Genomic DNA, 26,578 nt, shown 5'->3' on the forward strand with positions numbered 1-26,578 from the left:
TTTTCCTTCGTGTCGGCAATGTCAAACGAGGTGGCAGGCCACGCGACGCGTGCCCACCGACCTGAGTTCGGGCGCCGCAGTGGCGCATAATTCGATCGCCCTGGGGCAGCGGTCGCGAAAGACGCAGCCGGAGGGTGGATTGCGGGAGTCGGGAGCACCGCGCCCGATCGGAAGAGGCGCGTGGCTCTGGTCGGGATGTGGCACGGGCACAGCGGCGACCAGCGCCTGCGCATACGGATGGAGCGGGTCGTGGACGATGTCCTCGGTCGGACCATCCTCCATGATCTTTCCCAGATACATGACGATCGTGCGCTCGCAGACATAGCGCACCAGTGCGAGATCGTGGCTGATGTATATCGCGGTTAGGCCGAGGCGATCGCGCACGTCGCGGAAGACGTTCAGAACGCCGGCCCGCACCGAGACGTCGAGCATCGAAACGGGTTCGTCCGCAACGACGAAGTCGGGTTCCAGGATCAGGGCGCGTGCCATGACGATGCGCTGCAACTGACCACCCGAAAGCTGATGCGGGTAGCGGTCGAGGAACTGGCGTGGCTCCGGCAGCCTGACAAGTTCGAGTGCGCTGATGATCCGCTCTTCGCGCTCCGAGGCCGGTATGCGGGCGTTCTCCAGCGGCTCGGCCAGGATGGCCCGGATCGAAAGCCGCGGATTGACGGCGTCGAACGGGTTCTGGAAGATCAGCTGCGCGCGTGCTCGATAGCGCTTCAGCCCGGCGCCCTTGAGGGTCTGGATATCCTCGCCGTCGAAGAGCAATTCTCCCGACGTTGCGGTTTCCAGCCGCAAGAGCATCCGGCCCATCGACGTCTTGCCGCATCCCGATTCGCCCAGCAGGCCGACGCTTTCGCCGCGCCCGATGGTGAACGAGACCCCGTCGACGGCCTTCACCAGTGTCGAGCGTCCGCCCAGCGATGCCAGGGCGCCGCCGACCTTGTAGTGGAGCCGGGCGTCACGCACATCGACGAGCGGCTGTCCCGCAATGGTAGAGCGGATGCTCATGCAGGCACCATCCAGGTCTCTGCCTTTTCGGCGATCTGCCGCAGAGCGCCTGCCTCGTCTGCGCGATGGCATGCAGCAAGGTGCGATGTGGTGACGTTCACCGGCGGCGGCACGACGCTTTTGCACATGTCCATGACAAAGGGGCAGCGCGGGGCGAAGCGGCAACCGGGAGGCGGCGAAGCGAGGTTGGGCGGAGCGCCCTCGATCGGGGTCAGCACGCCCGACGCGGCGCCCTTCAAATCCGGAAAGGCATTGCGCAGGCCCATCGTATAGGGGTGGGCGGGTTGCAGCAGGGCATCGCGGGTGGTGGCCTGCTCCGCGACGCGGCCGGCATACATGACGACTGTCCGGTCGCAGATATACGCAACGACCGAGATGTCGTGCGTCACCAGGATCACCGAGATGCCGAGCCGCTTCTGCAAGTCCTGCAACTGGTCGAGAATCTGGCGCTGGACGATGACGTCGAGCGCGGTGACCGGTTCGTCTGCAATGATCAGCTTCGGGTTCAGCGCGAGCGCCAGGGCGATCGCCACGCGCTGGCGCATGCCGCCGGAAAACTGGTGCGGATAGTCGCGGAGCCGCTTGGCGTCGACGCCCACCATATCGAACAGTTCTTCGCAGCGCAGCCGGGCTTGCGCCCTGCCCATGCCTCCGCGCCGGCGCAGGACTTCGTTGAGCTGGTATTCGACGGTGTAGACCGGATCGAGCGAGTTCATCGCGCTTTGCGGGATGAAGGCGATATCGCGCCAGCGCAGTGCGTTCATCTCCTTCTCGGGAAGGGCCGCCAGGTCTCGGCCTTCGAACAGCATCTTGCCGCCCGTGATCCTGGCGTTGTCGGCGATCACCCGCGTCAGGGCGCGGGCAACAGTGGTCTTGCCACAGCCGGATTCGCCAACGAGGCCGACGATCGACCCCGTCTCGACGTCGAAGCTTGCGCCATCGACGGCATCGATCTGGCCTCGACCGACACGGTAGCTGACCGTCAGGTCCTGTACGGAAAGCAGAATACCGCTCATCGTCCGACCTTCGGAAACAGGATGTTCTCGTAGCCACGCGTGATGAAGAAGCCGGCCGACACGACGAGGATGATGCAGAGGCCGGGCGGGATAAACCAATGATAGGACTGCTTGGCCAATGCCTGGCTCGCAAACGCGTCCTGCAGCATGTAGCCCCAGCTTATCGATTGCGGGTCGCCAAAGCCGAGGAAGCTGATCGACGCCTCGGTGAGGATCGCCCAGCCGATCGCGACGGAGCCATAGAGGAACGACATCGGCAGGATGTTGGGGGCGATGTGTCGAAGGATGATCTTGATGTCCGACGACCCTGCTACACGCGCTGCATCGACATAGCCGCGTGAACGCAGCGTCAGTACCTGGCTGCGGATGACCCGTGCCGTGTCGCGCCAGAGCACCAGGGCCATCGCCAGCACGACATTCCAGATGGATGGTTCGAGGAAGGCGGCGAGAACGATCACGAAGGGCAGGAACGGGATGCCGAATGCGATGTCGGCGAGCCGCATCAGCACCATGTCGACCCAGCCGCCGAAATAGCCCGAGACAAGTCCGATCACCGAACCGATCAGCGCCACCATGAAGGCAGCCGTGATGCCGACGAGCAGCGCCGAGCGCGTTCCCATGACGATCTGGGAAAAGATGTCACGGCCGAGGCTGGTCGTGCCGAGCACGAAGCCCTCGGTGAAGGGCATCAGGTCGGAGGCGAGATCGTAGTCGGCCGTGAACAGGATTTCGGTCGGATCGTATGGCGCGATCCGATCCGCGAAGATCGCGGTCAGCGCGAAGACCGCGTAGATCACCAGTCCGGCGACAGCGAAGGGGTCGTTCAGCGGCAGCCGCAAGCTGCGGAACATTGCCGCGAAAATACGGGACGGTCTTCCGGCGATCGCCTCAAGCATGGCTGATCCTCGGGTCGAGGAACGCGTAGAGCAGGTCGGCTACCAGGTTCATCGCGATAACAACGACGGCGATGGCGAGGAACGCGCCCTGTGCAAGTGGGTAGTCCGATCCAGAGACGGCGTTGACCAGCTCGCGTCCCAGTCCGGGCCACGAGAACACCGACTCCACCACGACATTGCCCTGGAGCTGGTAGCCGACAGCGATCGCGAACGAGGTCATCACCGGCAGCAAGGCATTGCGGGCGGCATGGCGCACGATGACCGTCCAGTTTGACAGCCCCTTGATGCGGGCCATGGTGACGAAGTCGTCCTTCATCACGTCGAGCATGTTCGAGCGCATGAGAAGAAGCGGCAGGCCCTGGCTGTAGATCGCAAGCGTCAGCGCCGGCAGAGCGAGATGGGTGAGGAACTCCGTGGAGGTGTAGAGCGCGAAATAGCTGTCATAGCTCGCTCCCGCCCCGCGCGTGCCACCCGCCGGAAACCAGCCGAGCCAGAACGAGAACACCGCAAGAAGCACCATGCCCAGCCAGAACTCGGGCATCGCGCGTGTCGTCAGCACCAGCGGAATGGCAATGTTCTCCACGGCGCTGCCGCGCCGCCAGGCGAGGTAGGCGCCAGCGAGGATGCCGAACGCATAGGCGACGATGAGCGAAGAGAATGTAAGGACCAAGGTATTGGGCAGGAGCGACAGTATCCGCCCCGCAACGGGCTCGCGGTAGCGGAAGCTGTCTCCGAGCTCGCCCTGCAGCAGGTTGCCGAGGTAGATGAAGTACTGTTCCCACAGCGGCTTGTCCAAGCCGAACTGGGCCATGAGGATTTCCTGCTGCTCGACCGTGAATGTCGGGTCGATATAGGCCGCCATCGGATTGCCCGGCATCAGCCGGAACATGAAGAACAGGATCGTCACCACCGCCCACAGCACGAAGACGAGCTGCAGCAACCGGGCCGATGCGGGTTTCAGGAAGGACATGGACTGCTCACAGCATCCTGAGGTTCAGGAGACGTTGGTAGATGCCGGACGAACCGGTCGCGGCGCGCCTCGCGAGGAGGCGCGCCAACGCCGCTATTCGGTAATCGTTTCCTTGATGTCGCCCGGATAGTGCAGGCGACCGTCGATCAACTCGTAGCCTGCATCCTCGAGAAGTTTCGCGGCATAGTCCGTGCCGGTCTCGAAGCCATCCGACAGGCCCGGCTTGCGCCAGTAGTCGAGTGCCGGCGAGATCACCGAGTTCGACTCTTCGGCAAAGCCCTTGTAGGCGGCATTGACGATGAGCTTGCGGTTTACCGACCGCGAGAGCGCCTTGCGGAAGGCAGGATCGTTGAACGGCGCCCGGCGCAGATTGAAGGCGATGTACTTGAAGCCCATTTCGATCGTCTGGGCGATTTCGAGATCGCCGTCTTCGGCGGCCATGTCGATGAGCACCTGCGGGTCGCCCGGATAGTCACCGAGGAAGTTGATCTCGCCCGACCGCAGCATGCCGAGCGTGGCCTCCACATTCGGAACGATGCGCAGGATGAAGCGCTCGGCCTTCGGCGGCTGGAAATGGGTCGGCACGGCCTCAAGTACGACTTCCTCGTTCGACAACCAGCGGACGTACTTAAACGGACCGGAGCCGACCGGCATTTCCTCCTGATAGGATTCGGCGTTCTCCGGCTTGGTCTTGAGGTCTTCCAGGATCGGCTCCCAGATATGCTTGGGAGTAATGTTCAGCTTGGCGAAGCTGGAAGTTATGAAGCTCGCCGATGGCTGCTTGAGCTTGAACACGAGCGTGGTGTCGTCGACGATCTCGATCGATTCCACATTGGATGCGAAGGGCTGGTACATCGGCGCTTCGCCGCTGACCGCCGCGTCGTAGGTGAACTTGACGTCCTCGGCGGTCAGCGGGACGCCGTCGTGCCACATCATGCCGGAGCGAAGCTTGACGTTGATCGTGGTGTCGTCGACCCACTCGTAGCTCTCCGCCGCCCAGGGCTGGGGTAGTCCATCGGGCCCGACACGTGCGAGCCGGTCATAGAGCAGTTCGACCACCCAGCTATCGACCGCGCCGGACTGGCGCAGCGGATTGATCATGTTCAGGTTGGTGCCGGAATTGACGATGATGTCCTTCTGGTCGCCAAGCGGGGTGATGTTGTTGAACGTCCAGGTGTTGCGGATGCCGATGCCGCTCTGGTCGACGACGGATGCCGGATCCCAGACGGTCTTGTCGTAGGCCAGCACCACGGTCGAATGCGCGAGCATCATGTTGGGCTCGTCGCGCGCGAGAATCTCCTGCGCCTCGAAGATCAGTTCGCGCCGCTTTTCCGGATCGATCTCGATGCGCTGCGCATCAGCGACCGCATCATACTCCGGATTGACGTAGCCGATGAAGTTGTAGCCCTTCTCGACGGTGCTCGAATGGAAAAGATTATGGATGAACTCGTCGGGATCGGAGCGTTCGGGACGCCCGACCATCTGCCACGAGCCCGTATCCCACGTCTCGCGGTTGTACCAGACGACGTCGGTGATCTGCTCCCAGGGGATCGCCCGCACGTTCACGTCAAGGCCGAGCTTGCGCCATTCCTGCGCGACGAGCTGCGCCGACTGGAACTCTGGCGGATTGACCGCCTGAGGGCGCGTCAGAATGTCGATACGCCGAATGGGGTCGCCGGCGAGAGCCGGCGATGCGGCCGTGAGCGCGATCAGCGCACCGGCCGCCAACATCTTGTATGTGGATCGCATGTGAAATCCCCTCACGAGGTTGTTTTATCTGTCGAAACATCGTTTCGTGGCATGAACATGAAATCACAATCGGCGAAGGATGCAAGCGGCTATCGGCATCCCGCCCGCAAAAAAGCGCGTGGTGCCTAAACGACTCGCAGAGATGATCGCCAGATGCACAATCGATGAGCCGGCTGCCTGTCACGCATGCATGCGCAAGACGCCGTTGCCGGTTCACCAGGGCGGTGTCTTGCCCTGGGCTTCCAGGCCGCGCCGCACGATCGCATCGGCACCGGAAAGGTCGCCGAGCTTCACCCCCGCCTGGAGTTGTTCGACCGTGGCCGGTTTTCTTGCCTGTCGCGCAAGTGCCTCCGAAGTTATCTCCGCGACCCGCCAGGGCGAGGAGATAAAGACTCCGTTGTCGTCGGCGAGAATGGCGTCGCCCGGACGGATCACGACGCCGCCGATCTCGACCGGGACGTTGAGGCCACCGCCGAGCCCGAGCTTCTTTGTCGTAAGCGGAGACGTCCCCCGACCCCAACAAGGCATGGCGGCGGAAAGTTGGTCGGCGACGTCGGTGGTGGGGCCGTCGATGATCGCACCCGAGACACCTGCAAGCTTTGCCGCAAGCGCAGTGGTTCCGCCCCAGCACGCGTGGTCAGTCTCGCCTCCGCGCGCAATGACGAGCACATCTCCAGGGCGGGCACCGCTGATGGCGTAATGCACCAGCACTGAATCGAGAGGCGGCGTTTGAATTGTCACCACGGTTCCAGCAATCCGCTGCCCGGCAATGACCGGCATGAACGAGGTCGGCAGGAACCCACCATTCTCGAAATGCCCGATCGTCGCGGTATTGCAGCGCGCCAATTCGTCGATCAGTTCACGCTCAACCTGCGCCGGCATGGGTTCTATTGAATAGGGCATGGCTTCGAAACCGAATTGATAAGACCGGGATTATCGAGACTAAGCGAAGGCAAAATACGGCGGAACAATCGTGCGTTTCGCCTTGTAAAACGATATTTCGGCATTCTATACCACCGCACATGCATCGGCTGCGAGCACAAATGAAGGTTTTTCCATGAACGACAGCGACGGCAAGGACTATACGATTGCCGCGGTGGACCGTGCGATGACGGTTCTGGAGGCTCTGGGGGAACGCTCGGAACAAGGAGTGACGGATCTGTCGAAAACGCTCGGCATGACCAAGTCGCTGGTTTTCCGGCTCCTCCACACGCTGGAGGCGCGCGGCTTCGTCACGCGCGACCCGAACACGTCGACCTTCTCTCTGGGCTATCGGGTCGGCGTACTGGGCGAACGCATGGGCCACCACGGCAGCCTCGTCTACGCGGCGCGGCCGGTCATGGAGAAGGTGCGCGACCAGACGTCGGAGACGGTCAATCTCGTCATTCGCGAGGGCACCCGTTCGCTCAACATCGCCAACAAGCAGGGCCATCATTCGATGCGGATCTATTCGCATATCGGGCACGGGCCGCTGTATGCCGGTGGTGGATCACTCGTCGTCCTGGCCCACAGCGGAGACGCGGTGCTGGACCAGTTGCTGGCAACACCCCTCGAGCAGCTTACCCCAAAGACAGTGACCGAACCGGAGAAGCTGCGCCTTCTCCTCGCCCGTATCCGGGCGCAGGGCTACAATATTGCCCTCGACGACATGATCGACGGTGCGTTCGCGGTCGCCGCGCCGATCCGCGACAGCCATGACGAGGTCATCGCCGCGCTTTCGATCGCCGGCGCCTCCGTGCGCTTCACAGAAGAGACAAGGGGGATGTTCATCCGGCAGGCCGTTGACGGCGCCGCCGAGATTTCCGCCAAGCTGTCGCTTCGCAGGGGTTGAGAACCGGGAGCTGTAGCAGCGCGGCCAGCGCCTCGACCCATGGCCCGTCCAGAACCGGTAGACGTTCAGACAGCGTCGATCGCCGACGCTCGCGGCACCCGCCGATGAGAGATCAGGGCCGCCCCGCTCGCCGAATAGCTGCCCTATGCCGTCATGCCGCCGTCGACCGTGTAAATCGCGCCTGTGACATAGCTCGCCTCATCGCTCATCAGCCACGCGATCACATTGGCGATCTCGCCAGGGTTCGCCTTGCGCGTGATCGGCCTCTTCTGGATGTCCGGCCTGCTTCCGCCAAGCATGCGCGCCGCGTCGACCTGCACGGACATTGGCGTCTCGGTCGCCCCCGGAGCGACCGCGTTGATGCGGATTCCGTGTGCGCCGAGGTCGTGACTGGCGCCCTGGGTGATTGCGATCACTGCCGCCTTCGAGGCGGCATAGGCGAGGCGCTTCGGGTTTGCACGCATCGCGCCGATGGATGCGGTGTTGACGATGGCGCCCGGCCTGCCGGCGTCGATCAGGTGCCGCGCCATGGCGCGCATGCCAAGCACCACGCCGCGCGCGTTGACGGCCATCACCTGGTCCCAGTTCTCCATCGACAGTTCCTCAAGCGCCGCCGTGGCGCCGAGAATCCCGGCATTGTTGGCGAGCAGGTCTGCTCCGCCGAACCGGTCTTCAGCCGCCCGCATGATCTTCGACCAGCCATCTTCCGTGGCGACGTCGGCGGCGACGGTTGCACAGGCGCCGGTCTCATCGGCCTGTGAAAGCGCAGCGAGGCGGTCGCTGTCCCGATCCACCGCCAGCACGCGCGCACCCTCCGCCAGCAGCCTTGCGACGAGTGCTTCTCCGATGCCGGCCCCGCCGCCCGTCACGATGGCGGTCTTGCCCGCGATGCCCTTCAAGCTCATTGGCTTACAGTCCTTTCTCTATCGCACGCCGCGAATCTGTCCGTCCGAACCGGCGCGCATCACCTTGAGCGGCAGCGTCAGGCCGCCATCGGCGACGATCGTCTGGCCCGTCACGAAACTCGCAAGCGGCGAGGCAAGGAACACCAGGACCTGCGCGATCTCCGAAACCTCCCCGGCTCTCTGTAGGGGTGTTTCCGCCGCGACCTCCTGCCACTGCGCGGTGCTGAAGCGATCCAGCATCCGGGGCGTGCGCACGAAGCCGGGCGCCACCGCGTTGACGCGAATGCCGCGATGACCGAGCTCGGCCGCGGCGCCGGCGACGAGATGATGGAGCGCAGCTTTCGCGGCACCGTATGCCGTCTGGCGTGGCAGGCTCATCACGCCGGCGACCGATCCGACGAAGGTGATCGAACCGCCGTTGCTCAGATGCGCTGCCGATTGCCTGACGACCGAGAACTTGTGCGTGAGGTTCAGGGCCAGTTCGCCGGCGACCGCCTCTTGCGACTGCTGGTCGATCCAGCCCCCGTTCGACGCGCCGACGATGTCGATGACGCCGTCGAGGCGATCCTTCCATGCGAAGGCGTGGCGGAAGGCACCGGCAAGCTGCTCTTCGTCCCCAAGTTCGGCTTCTACGGGCTCGCCACCCACCGACGCCGCAGCCGCGGCGGCACGCCTGCGGTCGCGGTCCACACAGCACACGGATGCGCCTGCCTGAGCCAATAACTCGACGGTAGCCAGGCCGATTCCCTGCCCGGCACCCAGCACCATGTACGTTTTTCCCGACAGATCCATCGCCGTACGCCTCCTCCCTGGTCGTCTTCAAAAAAGATTTGACTGACCAGTCACCATTATGCAAGAGATTTTATGACTGGACAGTCAGAAGAAGGGCGACGCGGCGCATGAGGCATTGGGAGGACGAGGATCTCGGCAGCTTCCGCAGGGAAGTGAGGGCGTTCTGCGCGGAAAAGCTCCCCCAGGACATCCGCAACAAGGTCGAACTCGGCATCGTCCTCGAAAAGGAGGATCAGGTCCGCTGGCAGAAGATCCTTCATCAGCGCGGCTGGTTCCTGGGGCACTGGCCTCGCGAGCAGGGCGGCCAGGGATGGGACGTGCGTCGCAGGTTCGCGTTTCTCGACGAGGCCACCGCCGCGGGCGCTCCCCGTCTGTCGCCTTTCGGCCTGAGCTATGTCGGACCGGTTCTCTACACGTTCGGCACCAAGGACCAGTGCGACCGGTACCTGCCGGGAATCAGGAATTCCGACACCTGGTGGTGCCAGGGCTATTCCGAGCCGAATGCGGGATCCGATCTTGCGAACCTGAAGACCAGGGCGGTGCGCGACGGCGACTCCTATCGCGTCACCGGACAGAAGATCTGGACGACCACCGCCCACTGGGCCGACATGATGTTCTGCCTGGTACGCACCTCGGTGGAGGAGCGTCCGCAGCAGGGCATCACCTTCCTGCTCATCGACATGAAGAGCCCCGGTGTTTCGGTCCGGCCGATCACCACGATGGATATGGTGCACGAGACCAACGAGGTTTTCCTCGACGATGTCGTCGTGCCGGTCGAGAACCGTGTCGGCGAGGAAGGCAAGGGCTGGACCTATGCCAAGTTCCTCCTCGACAACGAGCGGATCTCGATGATCTACGTCGTCGGGCGCATCAAGCTGATGTTGCGCCAGCTCCGTGAGCTGGCGGGCAAGGTCGACGAAGGGCAGCAGCCGATCTCGTCCGACCCGTACTTCTGGCGTGACTACGCGGCCCTGGAGGTCGATGCGCATACACTCGAGGCACTGGTCGCACGCCAACTCGTCGACGCCGGGGTCGATGACGTGCAACGCACCATCGGCGCGTCCATCCTCAAGCTGAGATGCACCGAAGTCATGCTCGCCATCGCGCAGGCACAAGTCGACCTGATGGCGCGTCTGGGCCTGCCTTATGACACCAGCCGCCTGCACGGTGACGGGCTGTCGCGCGACGATGCGCTGATGATGACCGGTCTCCTGCGAGGCCACCTTTCGGGCCGCGCGGCGACCATCTATGGCGGCACCAGCGAAATCCAGAAGAACATCGTTGCAAAGGCGATCGGGCTATGACTCCGCTCGACATCGAAACGCGCACCATGTTCGCCGCCACCGTGGGCCGTGTATTTTCCACGTCCGACGCCGGCGCAAATGTCGACGGCATATGGGCGGAACTCGCCGAAGGTGGCGTGCTTGCGCTCGGCATACCCGAATGGGCCGACGGCGTCGGCGGCGGCATGGCTGACCTCGGCATGGTGATGCGGTCGATCGGCGCCGCTCTGTCGCCCGCGCCATACCTGTCGACGGTGGTGATCTCTGCATGGCTGGTCGCGAGCCTCGAAGGCCGGCGCGGTAAAGAGGGATTGTCGGCCTTCGCGGCGGGCAAGCGGCGGATCTCCCTCGCGCACTACGAACCGGATGCCGGATATTCGGGCAGCGCGTCGCGCACAGCCGTGGCAGAGAGAGGCTCGGGCCCGGTTCTCAACGGCCGCAAGCACTTCGTCCTCGATGCCGAGCACGCCGATGCCTTTCTGGTGACCGCACGCGATGCGGCGGGCCTGACACGGGTCTGCCTGGTGGACCGTCACGCTCCGGGGCTCGAGGTCTCGGTCGAGCAGGCGGTCGATGGCACCCGGATCGGGCGGCTGACGCTTCGTGGCGCGACGGCGAAGATCCTCGGCGACGGAGACGCGGCCGGCAGGGTCGAGGAAGCGCTCGAACGGGCCAACGTCGCCGTGTGTGCCGAAGCTCTCGGTGCCATGGAAGAGATTACCGAAAAAACGCGCGAATACCTGAGAACCCGCCGCGCCTTCGGGCGTACGCTGTCGCAGTTCCAGGTGCTGCAGCACCGGTTCGTCGACATGCTGATCGCCCTTGAGGAAACCCGCGCGGTGGTCGAGGCCGCCGAGGCCGCGTGCGATCACAAGGACGCGGATCGCGCGACCGCTGTCCATGCCTGCAAGATCACGACAGGGCGTACCAGCCGTTTCGTGTCCGCGCAGGGCATCCAGCTCCATGGTGGCGTCGGCGTGACGGACGAGCTCATCATCAGCCGTTACTACAAGCGACTGATGATGCTCGAGGCGTCTTTCGGCAATTCGGCGCACCACCTCCGCGTTTTCGCCGGCATATGCCAGCAGCGATATGGCGATGATGCGACCGATGGCTCGGCAGTCCGGATACAGCGCTCATGAGCGCGCGGCGCCATCCCGAAGGTGCCTTCCGGGAGCGGGGCCTCGGCTGGACCATACCGCGCGATGAAGCCACGATCGCCGCGATGCGCGCCCAGGGCATATGGCGCAACCGCACCTTGTATGACGACGCCGTCGACCTGATGGCGACTGATCCGGCGCGGGTGATCGCCATCGCCGGCGACAGGCGCGTCACGGTGGCGGAGGCCGTGGGCGCCGGCAAGGCGATCGCGGCGGCGCTGTCAATGCGCGGGCTGCGCCGCGGCGACGTCGTCACCTATGTGTTGCCAAACTGGGTCGAAGCGATCTCGATCAACATGGCGGCGGCGTTCCTGGGGCTGACGGTCAACCCGATCGTCCCGATCTACCGCGAAGCCGAACTGCGCCAGATATTGGCGGATTGCGGGTCGCGCGCGATCTTCGTTCCGGGCCGGTTCCGCAGCATCGACTTCACGCAGGTGCTGGCGGCGATCCGGGCCGACCTTCCCGCCCTCGAATTGGTCGTCGGCGTCCGCTCGGATGGCGACGTGTCGCTCGATGCGCTGGAGCAGGAGGGAAGGCATCTTCCGTTCCAGCCCACGCCCGCCGCACCCGATGCCATCAAGCTCGTCATGTATACGTCGGGCACCACGGGCCCGGCCAAGGGCGTGCTTCACACACACGAGACGCTCGGAAGGGTGATGCAGGTCAGCATCGGCAACTGGCATTTGCCGCCAGGGCCGCGCATCCTCATCGCCACGCCCGTAAGCCATGTCACAGGTTTCATGTGGGGCCTGGAATCGCCCTTCGTGGCCGGCACGCAGGTCGTGCTGATGGAGCGCTGGAACCCGGACGAAGCCGTGGAACTCATCGACCGGCACGCCATCGACCTGACCACCGGCGCGGCTCCCTTCCTGCAGGACACGGTCGATGCGGCGCGCCGGGCCGGCAGCGGACTGCCCAGCCTGCGGCGGTTCGGCTGCGGCGGCGCGGCGGTCTCGCCCGACCTGATACGCCGGGCTTTCGACACCTTCGACCATGCCACCGCCTACCGCATCTACGGCAGCACGGAGGCTCCCAATGTCGGCCAGGGGCACGCCTTGGCGGAAGATCGCGAGCGGGCGGCGACGACCGACGGCCATCCGCTGGACTACGACGTGCGCATCGTGGGCGAAGAGGGCGGCGACCTGCCTGCGGGCCAGGACGGGGAGATCGTGGCGCGGGGGCCAAGCCTGTTCGTCGGCTATACCGATGCGGCGCTGAATGTCGCAGCCTTCGACGACCGGGGGTATTTCCGCACCGGCGACATCGGCCACCTGACCGAGCGGGGCGACATCGTCATCACCGATCGCAAGAAGGACCTGATCATCCGCGGCGGCGAGAACCTGTCGCCCAAGGAGGTCGAGGACGCGCTTGCTTCCCATCCGCTGGTGCGGGAGGTGGCCGTGGTCGGCAGGCCTCATGACCGCCTCGGCGAAACCGTGTGCGCCTTCATCGTGCCCCAGGGTGGGCGTGCAATCACCCTCGCCGACATCACGGCATGGATGGCAACCGCGGGTCTCGCGCGTCAGAAGCATCCCGAACATCTTGAATGCGTCGACGCGCTTCCGAAAACCCCTGCCGGCAAGGTACGCAAGGACATCCTGCGAAAGCAGCTTGCAGACCGGAGCCGGAAGGAGATTTCAGATGAGTAGAGCCGTGGACGGCAACCAGAGCGCGCAAAAGCCGCGGAAGCGCAGGCGCAAATCGGCCGAGCAGGTGGCGAAGACGGAGGCGACGCGGCGCAAGCTTCTCCAGGCCACCGCCGAGGTGATTGGCGAACAGGGGTTCGGCAAGGCGACCATCGACGCCATCACGCAGCGCGCGGAGATCGCTCACGGCGCGTTCTATCTCTATTTCTCGTCTCGCCAGGACGCTTTCGACCAGGTGCTTGCGACCCTCGGCGAGGATCTGCTGTCGGCGATCGCCGAGAACGTCCGGGACAGCCACGACATCGCCGAACTCGAGCAGCGCGGCCTGGAAGCCAACATCGCCTTCTCCGAGACGCACCCCTACATGCACCGGGTGATGACGGAGGCGGAACTGTTCGCGCCCGACGCCTATCGCACCTTCATGCAGAACCTGCGCGAGCGCTACGTCCGCTCGTTGCGCCGGAGCCTCAAGGCGGGTCAGCTCGCCGGCTTCCGCGAGGACGAACTGGAGGCCGTGGCGGTGCTCCTGATGGGACTTCGCCGCGCTCTGATCCATGCCTATTGCCTTGACGGCTGGACGGTGAAGCAGCCGGCGCCGGCTGTCTACGAGACGCTGTCAAAACTCATCGTGCACGGACTCAGGCCGTCGTCCGACGTCGTTGGCGATCGGCAGGCAGGAGACGATCGTGTCGCCCTGGATGGCGCGGCGCGGGAGGACTAACCGCAACGTCAACAACAAGTGGAGGAAACAATGATTACGAGACTTGAGAAACTGCTCCGGGGCGCGGGACTTGCCGCCGCCGTCCTTGCTGCGGCATTCCCGACCATCGGCGCGGCCCAGGACGAAGCCGCCAATTTCCCCGACCGCCCGGTGACGCTCATGGTCGGCTATGCCGCGGGCGGCCCAAGCGATGCCCTTGCGCGTATCGTCGGGCAGAGACTGTCGGAACTTTGGGGTCAGCCGGTCGTCGTGGAGAACCGCACCGGCGCATCCGGCACCATCGCCGCGGCCGCGGTATCGCGCGCCGAACCTGACGGCTATACCATCGCCTTCGGCGGCAGCACGACATTTGTCGGCTTCGAACTGCTCAATCCCGACCAGGTGACCTACCGGACGCTGGAGGACTTCGACGCCATCACGATGATCGCCGACCAGGCGATGGTCTTCACCGCGCGGGCGGACCTCGGCGTCAGTGACATCAAGGGCTTCGTCGATATGGCGAAAGAGAAGCCGGGCGAGCTGAATTTCGCGATGTCGGGCTATGGCAGCCCGCCGCACCTGAACATGGAGCTGCTCAAGGGCATGGCGGGCATCGACCTGCTGACCGTGCCGTTTGCCGGCTCGGCCCCTTCCTCTCAAGCCATGCTGGCGGGCACCGTCGACGTGATGATGGACGGTCCGCTCGGCATGGGAACGCTGGCGAAGGAGGGCAAGGCCGTCATGCTCGGGGTCGCCTCCAAGGAGCGCGTTCCGCAATTGCCCGACGTGCCTACCTTCGTCGAACAGGGCTACGACATTGCCGTGAAGTCCTGGTACGGCATGCTGGTTCCGAAGGGGACGCCACAGGCGATCATCGAGAAGATCGATGCCGACCTGCGGGTCGCTATCGGCGACGACGAGTCGCGCGACGTGATCCTCAATGCCGGCTTCGAACGCGTGCTCCTCGATCCACCGACCTTTCTCCAGGCGATCAAGGACGGCCAGGCGACACTCAAGGGGTTGATGGAGTCAGGCGCGATCAAGCCGGAGTGATCGCGCTGCGGCGAAAGCTGCGGACCTGATGGTGCATCTGACGGGTGGTGTCATGCTGAAGATCAAGAAAGCCGCTGATTTCTGGGCCGGCGCGTTGTTCCTGTCGATCGGGATCGCCGCGGTATACCTGTCCCAGGGCTACACGATCGGGACCGCCCGTCAGATGGGGCCCGGCTACTTCCCGGCGGCGATAGGATGCATCCTGTCGTTGCTGGGCGCCGTGCAGGTGCTGGCGTCGCTGCGCGGTTCGGTCAGGCTCATGTCGGGGGTCTCGCTGAGGCCGGTCTTCTTCGTGTTGCTGGCAGCAGCGAGCTTCGGCTTCCTGCTGCGCCCCGCGGGGCTGGTGGCAGCCGTGATCTCGGTGGTGGTCATCGCTTCGCTCGGCAGCGCACAGTCCAGGCCAGCTCATACGCTCGCCGTGGCCGTGGTGCTCGCTGCCGGCTCGGCCATCGTCTTCGTCCATTATCTGGGCCAGCCGCTTCCGCTCGTCGGAAGCTGGCTGAGCGGGAACTGACCGCATGGATCTCGTATCGAATCTCGCGCTCGGCCTGTCGGTCGCGCTGACCCTTCAGAATATCGGATACTGCTTCGTCGGCTGCCTTCTCGGCACGCTGATTGGTGTGCTGCCCGGCATCGGCCCCGCCGCGACGATAGCCATGCTGCTTCCGGCAACCTTTGCGCTCGAACCCACGACGGCGCTGATCATGCTCGCCGGGATCTACTATGGCGCGCAATATGGTGGCTCGACCACCGCGATCCTCGTCAATCTCCCCGGCGAGGCGACCTCCGTGGTGACCGCGCTCGACGGCTACCGCATGGCACAGGCCGGCAAGGCCGGTGTCGCGCTTGCAGTGGCGGCCATCGGGTCTTTCGTCGCCGGCACGATCGCGACGCTGATCATCGCCGCCTTCGCCCAGCCGATGAGCGATCTTGCGTTGCGGTTCGGTCCTGCCGAGTATTTTTCGCTGATGGTGCTGGGCCTGATGGCGTCCGTGATCCTTGCCAGCGGGTCCCTGCTGAAGGCGCTGTGCATGATCCTGGTCGGCCTGCTGATCGGCATCGTCGGCACCGACATCAATTCCGGCCAGATGCGGTTCACCTTCGGGCTGCTCGAACTCGCCGACGGTGTCAATCTCGTCATCATGGCCATGGGTCTCTTCGGCCTCGGCGAGATCATCAAGAACCTTTCCCTGCCGCCCGAGGAGCGGACCACCGGGCTCCTCACCTCGATCATTCCTTCGCGCGCCGAGATGCGCAGGGTGGTCGGGCCGATCCTGCGCGGGACCGCCCTTGGCTCGGTGCTCGGCATCCTGCCCGGCGGCGGCGCGCTCCTGTCCTCCTTCGCCTCCTATTCCCTGGAGAAGAAGATTTCCAGAACGCCGGAAAAGTTCGGGACCGGCATGGTCGAAGGGGTGGCCGCCCCCGAAGCGGCCAACAATGCCGGCGCGCAGACGTCGTTCATCCCGATGCTGACGCTCGGCATACCCTCCAACGCCATCATGGCGCTCATGGCCGGGGCGATGATCCTGCATGGCATCCAGCCCGGCCCGGGCGTCATCCGCGACCAGCCATCCCTGTTCTGGGGCATCATCGCCTCGATGTGGATCGGCAACGCCATCCTTCTCGTCCTTAACCTGCCGCTGGTCGGCGTTTGGGCACGGCTGGTGACGATCCCGTACCACCTGCTTTATCCGGCAATCGTGGTCTTCTGCTGCGTGGGCGTCTTCACGCTCAACAACAACGGCATCGACATCTACCTGATGTGCCTGTTCGGATTGCTGGGCTATGCCTTCTTCAAGCTCGAATGCGAGCCCGCGCCGCTGCTGCTTGGCGCGGTCCTCGGCCCGATGATGGAGGAGAACCTGCGGCGCACGCTGCTGCTGTCGCGCGGCGACCCGATGGTGTTCATCGAACGTCCGATCAGCGCGGGGATTCTCGCTCTGGCGGCGATCGCCCTCGTAGCAATGGCAAGCCCCTATCTCAGACACCGTCGCGAGGAAATCCTCGTCGAGGAATGATACGCATAATGGAGACCACCTGATGAGCAGACCCGCGATCCTCGAAGAGCGCTTCGGTGCCGTGCTTCGCCTGAGCCACGACCGGCCGGAATCCCGCAACGCCGAAAGCGAGGCCTTGCTGCGGGAGCTCGATGCCGCGCTCGTCCGTGCCGCAGCCGACGACGATGTCCGTGTCGTCATCATCGGCGGCACCGGCGATCACTTCTCGGCCGGCCACGATCTCAAGGAATGGCGCCAGCTCCGCAGCGGGTTCGGCGTGGAACAGCGCTGGTCGTTCGAGGAAGAATGCTACTACAATTATTGCCTTCGCCTCTGGCACTTCCCGAAGCCGACGATCGCCCAGGTACAGGGTGGTTGCATCGCCGGCGCCTTCATGGTCGCCAACATGTGCGACCTGATGGTGGCATCGGATGACGCGTTTTTCGCCGATCCGGTCTCCTCGACGCTGGGCGCGGCGGCGGTGGAAGTGCTCATTCATCCGTGGGTAATGGGCCTGCGCCGTGCCAAGGAGTTCCTCTATACAGGCGAGCGCATCAGCGCCGAGGAAGCCTACCGGATCGGCATGGCCTCCCATGTCGTGCCGCGCGCGGATCTGGAGGCGGAGACCCTGAAGCTCGCCGAACGCATCTCCAAAACCCCACCCTTCGCGCTCAAGCTGATCAAGCGTTCGCTCAACCGGACCGCCGACATGCAGGGAATGGGCAATGCGCTCAACGCGCATTTCGACACCCATCAGCTCTCCCATGTCACCAACGAGTTCAAGGCGATCAGCGAGGGAGGCATGGACAAGGCCATCACGCGCGGCAAGGCAATGCTGGCCAAAGACGGCTCTTCCTGACCGCAACGCCGGCTAGAGAAAGGCCGGCTTGCTCGGCTGAGCCATCAAGCGTTGCCGCCTGGGGGAAGTTGGCCGTTTCCCGCATCCCCGCGCCACGCTGCCGGGCTCTTTCGGCGCGGCGGCTGGCGCTTCACCGGGGTTCGGGCCCGCCAGACGTCACGGCTTCAATGCCGGCTCCAGGACGGCACGTTCGATTTGAATGATGCCCTTGGCAAACCGGCTGTCGAGCACGTCGGCGAATATATTCGGCCGCCATGCGCTGTCGCGGACTTGCGCGGTCCTGATCTGGTCGAGGAGAGAGGCGGCATGCGCCGCGCTGCCCACGGCCAGTGCGTTTCCATAGTCGGGCGACGCATCGATCCTTACCGTGCACTGCCGTTGGCGGTCTGGCCCGGCGGCCGCACGCGCCGACGCGTGCAGAAGCACCATATCCGACCCGGTCTCGCGCAGGCCGCTCTTGAGCACCGTGTGAAGCAGATCGCGACGCTGGCGCAGCCTCAAATCATCCAGCAGCAGCAGCATGTAGTCGAGATGCCCGGGATATCGAATGGTACGGCAGATGAGACTGCGCACATTGCCGCCGGCAAGCGGCCGCATCGAGCCCATCATGCCCGCCGTGCAGAATGCTTCGTAGTCGGTGCCATCGATTGTCATCGCCGTCAGCTTCGACAGGGGCGGCAGCTCCGTGAGCGCGAAGTCCGATATCGCTTCGCAGGGCGAGGTATATTCGGCGAACAGACCGTCGAGGTTCCAGATCAGCGAATAGCCCAGGCGGTTGGTTCGCCGCGTGGGGATGGCGCCGACCGCCAGTTCGACATCGACCGGTTCCTCGAACTCCGCCGCAAGGCTGGCGACGAGGCCGTCGGCCAAGCCGGGCGACACCCCGCATCCCGGCAGGAAGACCGGCCGGCCGGGGGCCTCGGCCAAGGAAGCGACCAGGCTGTCGGGAATCGAGAAGTCGATATAATGGCAGCCGGCCCCCCGCGCAGCCATCGCGACACGCGGCACGATACGATCCGGAACCGCCGCGACCGCGAAATCCGCATCTTCGAGAAAGGCGCCGAGCCGGGTGCTGCTGCTGGCGTCGACCAGCCGCGCATCGATCCCATGACCCGCCGCTCGCGCCACGGCTTCTTCCGTGCAGTCGGCGGCGCGGACCGCGTAGTCGCCGCTGGCAACGAGCATCCGCGCCAGCGCAAGGCCGACATTGCCGGCTCCGACGATGGCGACGGTGAGAGCGGCTCCGGCCATCAGTGGTTGAACCGCGAGACGAAGTTCGCGAGCCGTTCGTTCGTCGGTTGCCGGATGATCTCCTCCGCCGAACCTGCTGCTGCGATCACGCCCTGGTCGAGGAACATCACGCGGTCCGATACGTCGGCGGCGAATGCCATCTCATGCGTGACGATGGCCATCGTCATGCCGTCGTCGGCGAGGCGTCGAATGACTGTGAGAACCTCGCCCACGAGCTCGGGATCGAGCGCACTCGTCACTTCGTCGAGCAGCAGGACCTCGGGTTGCATTGCGAGCGCGCGCGCGATCGCCACGCGCTGTTTCTGGCCGCCCGAGAGGTGGTTCGGGTAGGCGTCGTGCTTGTCCTGCAGCCCGACCTGCGCCAGCAGCCCCTTCGCCAGTTCCTCGGCCTCGGCCTTCGGTGTCTTGCAGACGACGATCGGGCCCTCCGTCACGTTCTGCAGCACCGTCTTGTGCGGGAACAGGTTGAAGTGCTGGAACACCATGCCGACGTTCCTGCGCAGCGTGCCGATACCGATCTTGTCGCCGGAGTCCCGGAACTTGCGACCGATCTCGCGGCCGCGGAAGCGGATGCTGCCCGCGCTCGGCATTTCCATCATGTTGAGGCAGCGGATGAGGGTCGACTTGCCGGATCCGGACGGGCCGATCAAGGCGACGACCTCGCCGCGCGACAGCGCCAGATCCATGCCCTTGAGCACTTCCAGCGTGCCAAAAGACTTGCGCAGGCCGATCGCTTCCACCACCGCGTCGCCGCTGTCGGGTATCTTGTCGTTCATGTCAGTCGCTCACCCTTAGACGCCGTTCGAACCAGTCCGCGGCCTGCGTCAGCGGGAAGAGGACGATGATGTAGAGCGCCGCCATGACGGTATAGGATTCGAGCGGCCGGTATGTCTGTCCGTTCACCACCGCCGCCATGTAGGCAAGATCCGCAACCGAAATCACCGACACCAGGGACGTGTTCTTGAACTGGATCACCGACTGGTTGATGAAGGAGGGCAGCATGCGCTTGACGGCCTGGGGCATGATGATGCGCCTTGTGGCCTGTGCCGTGCTCATGCCGATGGCGGCGGCAGCTTCCCGCTGCCCCTTGTCGATCGACAGGATTCCGCCACGGAAGATCTCCGCGTAGAAGGCGCCGACATAGAGCGAGAGCGTCAGCATCGCCGCGACGCGGTTGTCGATGGTGATGCCGACCAGGAGCGGAAAGGCGTAGTAGAACCACAGGAGCTGCACCAGCAGCGGCGAGCACCGGAAGATTTCCTGATAGGTGCGCGCGATGACGCTGAGCACCTTCCAGTTCGAAAGCCGCGCGCCGCAGGTCAGGAGCCCGATGACGATGCCGAACAGGATCGAGCCGAACGTATAGACGACCGTCAGCCACAGGCCCCACATGAAAAGGTCCCAGTACTGCCAGACGACATCGAAATTCCATCTGTACATCAGGTGCCTCCGCCCGGTGAGCTTGTCTCTTTGCTCAGGTGCATGGTGTTGGTTCCCTCACGTTTGGTCGCTCGCGCATCGCCGGCCCGCACGGTTCTTCATTGGTGTCATCTTCGGGCCCGATCCGACCAGCGACAATATCAGGCTTGGCCCCAGCCTTATCGGATTTCTTGGAAGACCGGGTTCGCGCGAAAGCGAGACAGGACGCCGGAGAGCCGCGCCAGATTGTCCGGTTCCATCTGTGCCATCGGCGCGCGCAGCTCCGGCGAAGCGAGCCCGGCGATCGCCAGCGCGGCCTTTGCCGGCCCGGGATTGGCCTCGATGAACAGGGCGTCGAACAGTTCGGAAAGCTCGTCGTGCAACGACAATGCATTCGTCCAGTCGCCACGCTGCCACGCGCTTACCATCGCCACCATCTCGGCAGGCGCGACATTGGATACGACGCTTGTGACGCCGACCGCGCCTGAGGCAAGGAACGGCAGGGTCAACCCGTCGTCGCCGCTGTGAATCGGGAAGTCCGCACCGCAGGCCCGGCGGATTTCCGTGACGCGTGCGACCGAGCCTCCGGCTTCCTTGATGGCCACCACGTTGGGGCATGTCTCGCGCAATCGCGCGCAGGTCGAGGCAGCAATCTCAACGCCGCAGCGGCCGGGCACGCTATAGAGCATCACCGGCAGGTCCGTCGCCCCGCATACTGCCTGGTAGTGCCCCACCAATCCCGCCTGCGTCGGCTTGTTGTAATATGGTGTCACGACCAGCAGTCCATCCGCGCCGGCCGCCTTGGCGCGCTGCGCTTTCTCGATCGCCACGGCGGTGCTGTTCGAGCCGGCGCCGGCGATGACGATTGCGCGGCCGGCCGCCACCTTGACCGTGCGGCGAATGACCTGGTCGGCTTCCTCGTCGCTCAGCGTCGCGGCTTCGCCGGTGGTGCCCACCGGCACGAGGCCGCTCACTCCGGCGGCGATCTGTCGTTCTACCAGCGCGTCGAAAGCCTCGAAGTCGACGCCTCCGCTGCTGAAAGGTGTCACGAGCGCGGTGAAGACACCGCTGAAGCGTTCGTTTGCGGAAGCAGTCATGGTCTGTCGTCCCTGGTTCTGGATTTGTCGCGGATCGTGTCTGCGAGTGTGTGGAGGCCGGATGTCGGGCCTGAATCGACGAGCCAGTGAGCGGCAGCGAGGGCGCCATCCACATAGGCCGCAAGCGTGCTGACGCGGTAGGTGAGCGTGATTTCCACGCCCCCGGCGTCGAAGCTGTACTCGGTGACGTCGGCCGGTCTTGCGATCATGCTCGGACGCATGTCGGACAGCCCGCCCGCGTCGCGGCGCAGGCGGCGGACGTCGGAGCGCTGCGCCCGTGCACCTGGTGCGGCACCAGCGATCAGTGTCGCCGCTTGCTCGAAGGCAAGCGACCCCGCTGCGTAGTTTTCGCTCTGGACCATCGGGCGATGCCGGGCATGCCTGGCGAGAGCCTTCATATCCCGGTGGCTCAATCCGGTCGTGCCGATGACGAAGGGGATCGGCTTCTCGGCGCAAAGCTCCTGGAACATCATCGTGGAACGCGGGGTCGAGAAGTCGATCATCACGTCGCAGCGCGCGTTGATCGCAGCGTCGCCGGCGCGGTAGGCGATCCCGCCGCCGGCGACCGGGCGCCCGGCATGGCGCGAGCCCGGGGAGACGATGCAGGCGGCAAGTTCGAGACCCGGCGCAGACACGATCGCCTCCACCAGTTTCGTGCCCATCTGGCCGGCTGCGCCGACAACCCCGATCCGCATCGCCATGGCTCAGTCGATCACCACTTTTGTCTCCGACATCTCGCGCAGGGCGATGCGCACTCCCTCGCGGCCCAGCCCGCTGGATTTGATGCCGCCGAAAGGCACGTGCTCGGCGCGGAAGTCGGGCCCCTCGTTGATCATCACGCCGCCGACCTGAAGTTCGCGCGAAAACCGGCGGATGACCGCATGGTCGTTGCTGAAGATGCCAGCCTGCAGGCCGAAGGCCGTCGCGTTGACTTCCGCGATCGCGTCACCGGGTTCCACAAATGCGCGGATCGAGATGACGGGGCCGAAGGTCTCGTCGGCGACCACCGGATGGTCCGGTTCGATATTGGCGAGCACGGTCGGGGCCACGAGCGTGCGCTTGCGGCCGCCGCCGGCAAGAAGCCGTGCGCCGCGCGAGACCGAAGCCTCGATCCGGGTTTGAACGGTCTCGGCCGCCGCCTCGTCGATGACCGGCCCCATCGTCGTTGTCTCGTCGAGCGGATCGCCGTAGCGGACGGCCTCGACTGCCGGGACGAGGCGCTCGATGAACGGAGTTGCGATGGCTTCATGCAGATAGAGCTTCTTGACCGCCGCGCAGGACTGGCCCGCTATCTCGAAGCGGTGACCGATCGCCGTCGCCACCGCCTTGTCGAGGTTGGCGTCGGGCATCACGAACAGCGGGTCGTTGCCGCCGAGCTCCATCAGGCAGCGAACGAGCCCGCTGGCGTTCTTCAGCGCCAGCCCTGCCGCCGGCCCGCCAGTAAAGCTGAGCAGGTCGATGGGCGCGCGCGCCAGTGCAAGCGCTGCGTCCGCGCCGCCATGGACCACCTGGAACAGGCCGCCCGGAAAGCCGGCCTCCAGCGCGAGCTCGGCCAGTCTTGCCGCAGCAAGCGGGGCCTTTGGAGACGGCTTGGCGACGACGGCATTGCCGGCCGCGATCGCGGGGCCGAGCTTGTGGCACAGCAGGTTGAGCGGATAGTTGAACGGCGTGATCGCGGCGACGACGCCTACCGGCACATAAGTGATGGCGGCGTGGCGGTCGACGCCACCCGACACGATGCCGCAATGAAGCACCTCGCCGTCAAGGAAGGTCGCGGCGTCGCCGGAAAGCCGCAGCGTGTTCTGTGCCCGGCGGACCTCGTTGCGCGCCTCCGCGATCGTCTTGCCGACCTCGCCGGCGATGAGCTGCGCCAGTTCCTCGGCGTTGGCGGCGATGCGACAGGCAAGCGCGCCCAGCAGCGCGCGGCGCTCATAGGGTTGCGAATGGCGGAATTCGGCCTGAGCCTTCCTGGCGCGCAGGACGGCGGCGGCAATCTCTGCCGCATCCGCGATCGCGACCTCACCGACGACCGCCTGGTCATAGGGGTTAAGGACCCGGATCGAGTCGTCGGCGTTTTGCCTGCGAATGGCTGCAGTGGTCATGACATCCTCAATCTGAAGTGCTTGGGTTCGGGTCGTGGTCCGCGAGGAGAGACGCGATGGAGACGGGTCGCACCGGCCAGCGGTGGCCGGCAAGCGCGTCGGCGGGAATTGCATCCGGCAGGCCCTGCGCCCGTGCAATAATCGCCGCGGTATTGTCGGCACAGAACCGCCCTTGGCAGGCGCCCATCGCAAAGCGGCCGTTGAGCTTCACTTCACGCGGCGAGATCGCGGGGTTCGCGTCAAGCAGCGCGCGCAGCTCGCCAACCGTGCGCCCCTCGCAGCGGCAGAGCACGGTCTCGTCCGGAAGGTGGTCGAGCCCCGATCCATCGGCTGGCCGAAAGAGCTGTGCCAACGCTGCCTGCGCCTTGCGTTCCCCTGCCACGGCCGAATGGTTGGCTTTGGCCTGTGAACCGCCGCCGAGCTGTTTGATAACCTCCAGCGCGGAACCGCTTCCGTCGGCTTCGGCAGCAACCGCGCCAAGCGCTTCGCGGCAGTCTCCGGCATGGACGATGAACGGTTCAACGCCGCCGGCGGGCAACCCGAATCCATTCGACCTGATGCCGTCATGCAATGCGACGTGGTCGGCGTCGAAACTCATTCGCCGGCCGTTATCCGCTGCGCATTCCACGCGCAGCGCGCCGTCGATCCTTTCGATCGAGAGCACGCGGGTGCGGCGCCTCCAGGCGACCCGTGCGCGGACGAGCCTTGTCAGATAGTGCATCGCTTCGACCAGAAGCCGCGGTCGCGCGAGAAGCGCAAGGCCATGCAGGGGATGCGCTGTCGGGTCGCCGGCTTCCAGCAGCGCCACCGGCGGATTGCCTGCCGCGGCAAGCTGGGCTGCAAGCGCGATGTTGAGAGGTCCGTTGCCGGCGACGAGGATCCGCCCCGCTGGCGGCTTGCCAGTCTCCTTGAGCAGCACCTGCATGCCGCCGGCAGTCCACACGCCGGGCAGTTGCCAACCCGGACGTGGCAGAACCCGTTCCACGGCGCCGACGGCGAAGATCACGGCCCGTGGCCTGACGAGCCTTGTTGTCGCCGAGCGTCGGTCCTCGAGGATCGCCAGACCGTCGCCATCCAGGCCCACAAAACTTGTCTCGCCGTGCAGTCGTGTCGTCATCGCTGCGATGCGGCGGTCCAGCCGCGTCCACTGGGCACGCACCGAAGGCGGCATCGCGGGCTTCGCTTCGGGCTCGGCCGGCTGACGGTGGATGGCTCCGCCGGCGCGGTCGCGCTGGTCGATCCACAGGACGGACAAGCCGGACGCGTCAAGTTCGGCGGCCGCCGCAATGCCGGCCGGTCCGGCTCCGACGACAAGCACGTCGATGTCAGTTGCCGGCTCACTCATCGGCGTCGACCACGCGGGCACCGGCCCGGGCAAGGGTGATGCATGCCTCGACGAGCCGGCCGTCGCACCGCACGACGCAGGACTGGCACGCGCCGATGCCGCAGAAATAGCGCGGGAGGCCGTGGTTTGCCCGCAGCAGCGCCGCTGCAAGCGTCTCGCCGGGGCGAAACGGCACGGCATCGCCGTTCCATGAGAAGGTCGTGTCGCTCATGCGGCCTGCCTTCGCGCCCCGAAGCGGCCGGGATCGAACGGAGCGAGGTCGATCGGCACGGCATGGCCGCTGGCGAGGGCGGCGACGATCCTGCCGGTCAAAGGTCCGAGGCAGATGCCGTCGCCCTCGAAGCCGGTGGCGACGATGACGTTGTCGAAGGCGGGCGCGCGCCCGATCAGCGGCCGGCCGTCGACCGTCGCCGTGCGAACACCGGCAAAGCTTCTCAAGAGGCGTAGCTCGCCGAGCCGGGGAACCAGCGCCACCGCTTCGCGCAGCAGCAAGCGGGCTGCGCCGGCATCCGTGCCGCGGTCATCGGTTTCTTCGCGTGTCCCACCGATGAGGAATTGGCCCGTCCGCAGTGGGTCGATGACAAGCCCGAAGCGGCGTCCGGTCTGCGTCATGCGGGCTTCGGTGGAGTCCTTGCTCATCAGATAGCGGCAGGACATCAGCGAGCCGGGCAGGCCCGCATTGAGCGACGGCGCGCGTTCGGTAACGAGTAGCTGGCCCTTGCGCGGCCGCAAAACGCCTTCAAGGCCGAGAAGCGATGCACTGCCGCCACCGGCGGCGAGCACGACGACATCTGCCTCGATCTTTCCAGCCGTCGTATGAAGCAGGTCGATGGACCGCGATCGGTCAGCCGGATTGATGTCATGAACGTGGCAGCCGCGCATGACTGTCGCCCCGGAGGCCACCAGCAGCCGGTTGACGATCTCGTAGCCGATCGCATGGCCCTCGCCCCGAACTTCCACGGCCGAGCGGACGCCGGATGCCAGGTTCGACACCACCGAGTGGAGCGCTTTTGTCCCATGCTGGCGGATTTCGACCCCGCTCGCGGCCAATGCCGCCGCATGGGCTGCCAGAACCTCGTCCTCGTCCTCGTCCTGGGCAAGCATGAACGTGCTTCGTTGCCTGAAGAGGCCTTCGAGCAGGCCGGACGCATGAAGCTGCCTGTAGGTCTCGACGCCCTCGATCGCCGCCTCCATCAGAGGGCCGGGCCGCTTGCTGGCGACGGAGACCGCCCCGTCGGCTGCACCGCTCGCCGCCGAAGCCGGCGCGGCCGCCTCCACGACGCGGACTTCGAAGCCTGCCTTGGCGAGAAAATAGGCGCTTGCCGCGCCGACGATGCCGGCGCCGATGATCACGGCCTTCTGTCTTCGTGTCGCTGCCATCGCAGGAAACCTTGGGCGAATTCGATGGCGGCATTGTCGAAACGGGCAGCGTGCAAGTCGATGCAAGAACGCGGGCTTGGCTACGCGCTTTTTTTGTATGGCGCAGTGGC

General features: G+C 65.2%; 26 protein-coding genes. 9 read left to right on the plus strand and 17 right to left on the minus strand.

From position 1 onward, the window contains the following. Positions 1–21 precede the first annotated feature (21 nt). From AAFN84_RS19175 to AAFN84_RS19200, 6 genes are all read right to left on the minus strand, one after another. Positions 22–1,014, minus strand: a complete 993-nt coding sequence (locus AAFN84_RS19175; RefSeq protein ID WP_347516276.1) for an oligopeptide/dipeptide ABC transporter ATP-binding protein — start codon at positions 1,012–1,014, stop codon at positions 22–24. After that, a complete protein-coding gene (locus AAFN84_RS19180; protein ID WP_347516277.1) occupies positions 1,011–2,030 on the minus strand; it encodes an ABC transporter ATP-binding protein in 1,020 nt (339 codons plus the stop codon). Before AAFN84_RS19180 ends, AAFN84_RS19175 begins: the two co-directional genes overlap by 4 nt. Continuing rightward, positions 2,027–2,926 (minus strand): ABC transporter permease, encoded by a 900-nt coding sequence (locus AAFN84_RS19185; RefSeq protein ID WP_347516278.1) that lies wholly within the window; start codon positions 2,924–2,926, stop codon positions 2,027–2,029. The genes AAFN84_RS19180 and AAFN84_RS19185 overlap by 4 nt, the downstream gene beginning before the upstream one ends. Continuing rightward, a complete protein-coding gene (locus AAFN84_RS19190) occupies positions 2,919–3,896 on the minus strand; it encodes an ABC transporter permease (RefSeq protein WP_347516279.1) in 978 nt (325 codons plus the stop codon). Before AAFN84_RS19190 ends, AAFN84_RS19185 begins: the two co-directional genes overlap by 8 nt. Positions 3,897–3,989: 93 nt before the next feature. Further along, positions 3,990–5,645, minus strand: a complete 1,656-nt coding sequence (locus tag AAFN84_RS19195; protein ID WP_347516280.1) for an ABC transporter substrate-binding protein — start codon at positions 5,643–5,645, stop codon at positions 3,990–3,992. A 213-nt stretch (positions 5,646–5,858) separates the two neighbouring features. Beyond that, the gene (locus AAFN84_RS19200) at positions 5,859–6,527 is read right to left on the minus strand and encodes an RraA family protein (RefSeq protein ID WP_347516281.1); all 669 of its coding nucleotides are present in this window, start codon (positions 6,525–6,527) and stop codon (positions 5,859–5,861) included. A gap of 175 nt (positions 6,528–6,702) precedes the next feature. Between AAFN84_RS19200 and AAFN84_RS19205 the strand changes: the two genes are divergently transcribed. Next, entirely contained in the window at positions 6,703–7,476 is a 774-nt protein-coding gene (locus tag AAFN84_RS19205; protein WP_347516282.1) for an IclR family transcriptional regulator, read from the plus strand. Between the two features lie 143 nt (positions 7,477–7,619). On the opposite strand, the gene AAFN84_RS19210 is transcribed toward AAFN84_RS19205, so the two are convergent. Together AAFN84_RS19210 and AAFN84_RS19215 are read right to left on the minus strand one after the other, a co-directional pair. Further along, positions 7,620–8,381, minus strand: a complete 762-nt coding sequence (locus AAFN84_RS19210) for an SDR family oxidoreductase (RefSeq protein WP_347516283.1) — start codon at positions 8,379–8,381, stop codon at positions 7,620–7,622. 18 nt (positions 8,382–8,399) lie between these two features. Beyond that, entirely contained in the window at positions 8,400–9,173 is a 774-nt protein-coding gene (locus tag AAFN84_RS19215; RefSeq protein ID WP_347516284.1) for an SDR family oxidoreductase, read from the minus strand. A gap of 107 nt (positions 9,174–9,280) precedes the next feature. Here AAFN84_RS19215 and AAFN84_RS19220 point away from each other — a divergent pair, with 107 nt between their 5' ends. The 8 genes from AAFN84_RS19220 to AAFN84_RS19255 are packed head-to-tail and all read left to right on the plus strand — an operon-like array spanning position 9,281 to position 17,874. Next, positions 9,281–10,477 (plus strand): acyl-CoA dehydrogenase family protein, encoded by a 1,197-nt coding sequence (locus AAFN84_RS19220; protein WP_347516285.1) that lies wholly within the window; start codon positions 9,281–9,283, stop codon positions 10,475–10,477. Then, positions 10,474–11,598: an acyl-CoA dehydrogenase family protein gene (locus tag AAFN84_RS19225; protein ID WP_347516286.1), complete on the plus strand. Its 1,125-nt coding sequence runs from the start codon at positions 10,474–10,476 to the stop codon at positions 11,596–11,598. Before AAFN84_RS19220 ends, AAFN84_RS19225 begins: the two co-directional genes overlap by 4 nt. After that, positions 11,595–13,268 (plus strand): AMP-binding protein, encoded by a 1,674-nt coding sequence (locus AAFN84_RS19230; RefSeq protein WP_347516287.1) that lies wholly within the window; start codon positions 11,595–11,597, stop codon positions 13,266–13,268. The genes AAFN84_RS19225 and AAFN84_RS19230 overlap by 4 nt, the downstream gene beginning before the upstream one ends. Beyond that, positions 13,261–13,986: a TetR/AcrR family transcriptional regulator gene (locus AAFN84_RS19235; protein ID WP_347516288.1), complete on the plus strand. Its 726-nt coding sequence runs from the start codon at positions 13,261–13,263 to the stop codon at positions 13,984–13,986. Before AAFN84_RS19230 ends, AAFN84_RS19235 begins: the two co-directional genes overlap by 8 nt. A gap of 30 nt (positions 13,987–14,016) precedes the next feature. Continuing rightward, positions 14,017–15,018, plus strand: coding sequence for a tripartite tricarboxylate transporter substrate binding protein (locus AAFN84_RS19240; RefSeq protein WP_347516289.1), 1,002 nt, complete (start codon positions 14,017–14,019; stop codon positions 15,016–15,018). 52 nt (positions 15,019–15,070) lie between these two features. Next, positions 15,071–15,532 carry a tripartite tricarboxylate transporter TctB family protein gene (locus AAFN84_RS19245; protein WP_347516290.1) on the plus strand — a complete coding sequence of 154 codons (462 nt, stop codon included), beginning with the start codon at positions 15,071–15,073 and terminating at the stop codon, positions 15,530–15,532. Between the two features lie 4 nt (positions 15,533–15,536). Then, a complete protein-coding gene (locus AAFN84_RS19250; RefSeq protein ID WP_347516291.1) occupies positions 15,537–17,036 on the plus strand; it encodes a tripartite tricarboxylate transporter permease in 1,500 nt (499 codons plus the stop codon). A 22-nt stretch (positions 17,037–17,058) separates the two neighbouring features. After that, entirely contained in the window at positions 17,059–17,874 is an 816-nt protein-coding gene (locus AAFN84_RS19255) for an enoyl-CoA hydratase (protein ID WP_347516292.1), read from the plus strand. Positions 17,875–18,030: 156 nt separating this feature from the next. Here AAFN84_RS19255 and AAFN84_RS19260 read toward each other — a convergent pair whose 3' ends face one another. The 9 genes from AAFN84_RS19260 to AAFN84_RS19300 all read right to left on the minus strand — a co-directional run bounded on the left by AAFN84_RS19260 (position 18,031) and on the right by AAFN84_RS19300 (position 26,468). Next, positions 18,031–19,125, minus strand: a complete 1,095-nt coding sequence (locus tag AAFN84_RS19260) for a saccharopine dehydrogenase NADP-binding domain-containing protein (protein ID WP_347516293.1) — start codon at positions 19,123–19,125, stop codon at positions 18,031–18,033. Further along, positions 19,125–19,901: an amino acid ABC transporter ATP-binding protein gene (locus tag AAFN84_RS19265; RefSeq protein ID WP_347516294.1), complete on the minus strand. Its 777-nt coding sequence runs from the start codon at positions 19,899–19,901 to the stop codon at positions 19,125–19,127. The genes AAFN84_RS19260 and AAFN84_RS19265 overlap by 1 nt, the downstream gene beginning before the upstream one ends. Before the next feature lies 1 nt (position 19,902). Then, positions 19,903–20,565 (minus strand): amino acid ABC transporter permease, encoded by a 663-nt coding sequence (locus tag AAFN84_RS19270; protein ID WP_347516295.1) that lies wholly within the window; start codon positions 20,563–20,565, stop codon positions 19,903–19,905. Positions 20,566–20,723: 158 nt separating this feature from the next. Beyond that, complete coding sequence (dapA, locus tag AAFN84_RS19275; RefSeq protein ID WP_347516296.1) at positions 20,724–21,641, minus strand: 4-hydroxy-tetrahydrodipicolinate synthase; 918 nt, start codon at positions 21,639–21,641, stop codon at positions 20,724–20,726. Further along, on the minus strand, positions 21,638–22,336 hold the full coding sequence (locus AAFN84_RS19280; RefSeq protein ID WP_347516297.1) for a dihydrodipicolinate reductase: 699 nt from the start codon (positions 22,334–22,336) through the stop codon (positions 21,638–21,640). Before AAFN84_RS19280 ends, dapA begins: the two co-directional genes overlap by 4 nt. A 9-nt stretch (positions 22,337–22,345) precedes the next feature. After that, complete coding sequence (locus AAFN84_RS19285; RefSeq protein ID WP_347516298.1) at positions 22,346–23,743, minus strand: aldehyde dehydrogenase family protein; 1,398 nt, start codon at positions 23,741–23,743, stop codon at positions 22,346–22,348. 7 nt (positions 23,744–23,750) lie between these two features. Continuing rightward, positions 23,751–25,088, minus strand: coding sequence for a (2Fe-2S)-binding protein (locus AAFN84_RS19290; protein ID WP_347516299.1), 1,338 nt, complete (start codon positions 25,086–25,088; stop codon positions 23,751–23,753). After that, a complete protein-coding gene (locus AAFN84_RS19295; RefSeq protein ID WP_347516300.1) occupies positions 25,081–25,299 on the minus strand; it encodes a 2Fe-2S iron-sulfur cluster-binding protein in 219 nt (72 codons plus the stop codon). The genes AAFN84_RS19290 and AAFN84_RS19295 overlap by 8 nt, the downstream gene beginning before the upstream one ends. After that, complete coding sequence (locus tag AAFN84_RS19300) at positions 25,296–26,468, minus strand: FAD-binding oxidoreductase (protein WP_347516301.1); 1,173 nt, start codon at positions 26,466–26,468, stop codon at positions 25,296–25,298. The genes AAFN84_RS19295 and AAFN84_RS19300 overlap by 4 nt, the downstream gene beginning before the upstream one ends. Positions 26,469–26,578: the final 110 nt, after the last annotated feature.

Origin of the sequence: Mesorhizobium sp. CAU 1741, from assembly GCF_039839275.1 — a bacterium.
Classification (GTDB): Bacteria; Pseudomonadota; Alphaproteobacteria; order Rhizobiales; family Rhizobiaceae; genus Aerobium.